This window comes from Novosphingobium sp., from assembly GCF_041915465.1.
In the GTDB taxonomy this organism is placed as follows: Bacteria; Pseudomonadota; Alphaproteobacteria; order Sphingomonadales; family Sphingomonadaceae; genus Novosphingobium.
The window spans coordinates 1-2,573 of record NZ_JAYSBK010000183.1 but is presented as its reverse complement, the minus strand read 5'-3'; the positions used below and the strand labels follow the sequence as shown (position 1 = coordinate 2,573).

Annotated in this window: 3 protein-coding genes; all 3 read right to left on the bottom strand. The window is 63.8% G+C overall.

The window, feature by feature from the left end; genetic code table 11:
* Positions 1 to 64: 64 nt before the first annotated feature.
* The 3 genes from ACE3SN_RS16750 to ACE3SN_RS16740 all read right to left on the bottom strand — a co-directional run bounded on the left by ACE3SN_RS16750 (position 65) and on the right by ACE3SN_RS16740 (position 2,508).
* Positions 65 to 574 (bottom strand): DUF4402 domain-containing protein, encoded by a 510-nt coding sequence (locus tag ACE3SN_RS16750; protein WP_374531960.1) that lies wholly within the window; start codon positions 572 to 574, stop codon positions 65 to 67.
* Positions 575 to 760: 186 nt separating this feature from the next.
* The gene (locus ACE3SN_RS16745) at positions 761 to 1,735 is read right to left on the bottom strand and encodes a ParB/RepB/Spo0J family partition protein (protein ID WP_374531958.1); all 975 of its coding nucleotides are present in this window, start codon (positions 1,733 to 1,735) and stop codon (positions 761 to 763) included.
* Complete coding sequence (locus ACE3SN_RS16740; protein ID WP_374531956.1) at positions 1,732 to 2,508, bottom strand: ParA family protein; 777 nt, start codon at positions 2,506 to 2,508, stop codon at positions 1,732 to 1,734. The genes ACE3SN_RS16745 and ACE3SN_RS16740 overlap by 4 nt, the downstream gene beginning before the upstream one ends.
* Positions 2,509 to 2,573 lie beyond the last annotated feature (65 nt).

Here is a 2,573-nt window from a genome sequence, read left to right as displayed (position 1 = left end):
CTTGGCGGATGCGGCCCCTTTGCTTGTCTTCCGCAGAGACCGGCCCTGCGGAGTGGACAGTTTCTTACTGGTATTCGACCGAGACGTCGAAGGTGCCGCTGTAGACACCCGGGGTCTGGCTGCTGGCGACGTGCAGGGTGCCGCCGACTTCGAAGGTGCTCTGGCCGGTCGTGGCATCCAGCTGGAACGCACCGTTGGGGTTCGAGTTGAAGCCGTCGAGCGACATCGTTTCGGTGCCGCCCGAGCGGGTCAGCGTCGCAGCCGAGGTCGGCAGGGTCACGACGACCATGGAGCTCTTGCTGCCGGTCACGGTGAACGAGGCCGGGACGCGGGTGCCGGTCGAAACCAGGGCGCCGGTCGAGGAAACGCTCGAGTCGGCGTTCACGGTGACGGTGCCGCCGGTGTTCGCAGCGATCTGGCCGAAGTCGAGGCTGGTGTCAGCCGTCAGCGTCAGGGTGTTGAGAACTTCCGCAGTCGCGGTGGCAGTAGCGCTGGCGGCAGCATTGGCCGAAGTGGCGAGCGAAGCGGCAGCGATGGCGGCGCCAACGGCCGCAAGACGAAGCGAATTACGCATGTGTATCTGGTCCCTTACAAGCAAATCACGAATCCAGCGCCCCCTGGCACTGCAGAATGGGCGGTCGACCCTCCATCCGTGGATGTGCTTGTAAGTTACCAAGTTTTTTCGTTTCCCTTGCGGTTATGGTTAACGGACGCGGGAATTCCGTTAACGCTTGCCCCGCAATATCCCCTAGGTGATTCCTTATATGCCGCCACCTGTCAGGCGCTGGCAGATCAGGTCCAGCTGATCGAGTGTGCGATAGCGGATCGTCACTGCGCCAGAGCGCGGATCCGCATCCGCGTTGATTCGCACCGACAAACCCAGGAACTCTTCGAGGTGGCTCTGGACCGCAGCAATATCGGCAGCATCGGCCGAATCACGCTCGCCCCGCGCGCGGCGTGGAACAGTGGTGCCGGTCGTCTTGCGGCGCACCAGCTTTTCCACTTCGCGCACCGAAAGCTGCTTGGCCAGCGCCTGCTCCGCCAGTGCTTCCGCACTTTCGACACCGATCAGCGCGCGGGCATGCCCCATCGAGAGCCGACCATCCTCGACCATGTCGACCACGGCATCGGGCAATTGCAGCAGGCGCTGCAGGTTGGCTACGTGGCTGCGGCTCTTGTCGACCAGCTTGGCGATCTCGGCCTGAGTCAGCCCTTCGTCTTCGGCCAGCCGGTGGTATGCCCGTGCTTCTTCGATCGGGTTGAGATCCTCGCGCTGGAGGTTCTCGATAAGCGCCAGGGCGGTAATTTCACGATCGCTCAGGTTGCGAATAATCGCAGGGATTTCATGCAGTTGTGCGCGCTGCGCGGCGCGCCAGCGGCGTTCGCCCGCGACCAGGCGCCAGCGCCCCGCACCGTGCGGCGTAACGATCACGGGCTGGATCACACCCCGCGCCGCAATCGAGGCGGCGAGCTCGTCAAGCGCCTCCTCTGCGAACCGGCGGCGCGGCTGCCCCGGATGCGGCACGATATCGGCAATCGGAAGCATTGCCAGGCCCGTAGTCGCGCCATCGGCCAATCCAGCGCCAGCGGCTGGCGCACCGCCTTCGCCGGTTGCAGGGGCTGCGCGGGTCACCAGGGGCTCTTCCCGGCGGGTTTCGCCGAGCAGGGCCCCAAGGCCGCGCCCCAGTACCTGGCGCTTTGGCGTAGTTGTGCGGATAACGGAATCGTCGCTCATGCGGCCTTCCTCTGTTGCGGCAGGCGGGAAATCAATTCGCGGGCCAAAGCCATATAGGCGCGGCTACCAGCGCAAGCATGGTCATAGACCAGTGCCGGCAATCCGTGGCTCGGTGCTTCGGATAGGCGCACGTTGCGCGGGATCACCGATTCGAACACCAGCGGCCCAAGGCACGAGCGTACGTCATCGGCCACCTGGTCTGTCAGGCGGTTGCGCCGATCGTACATGGTGAGCGCGACACCAACGATGCCCAGATCGGGATTGAAGCGCTGCTGGACCCGTTCGACTGTTTGCAGCAGCTGTGACAAGCCTTCGAGAGCGAAGAATTCGCACTGCAGCGGCACGAGCATGGTATCTGCCGCAGCCATCGCATTGAGCGTGAGCAGGCCAAGCGATGGCGGGCAATCGATGAAACACACGTCATATCCCGCCGCACCTTCCAGCGCGCGGCGCAGCCGATCGGTGCGATTCTCCACCGCCACCAGTTCGACTTCGGCACCCGAAAGATCGACCGTGGCCGGAACGACATCGAGCCCCGGAATGCGCGAATGCACGATGCAGTCGGCCAGCGGCGCTTCATCGACCAACAGGTCATAGACCGAACGATCGCGTTCATCAGCACCGATTCCGATCCCGGTCGAGGCATTGCCTTGCGGATCAAGATCGATCAGCAGCACTTTCCAGCCGGTCGCGGCCATGGCGGTGGCGATGTTGATCGCGGTCGTGGTCTTGCCCACCCCGCCCTTCTGATTGGCAATCGCTACGCAAATCACGGCTTTTTTCCTTTCCGGCCAACGAGCTTGCCAACAATCACCCCGGCATCGGCATCACTGAGCGA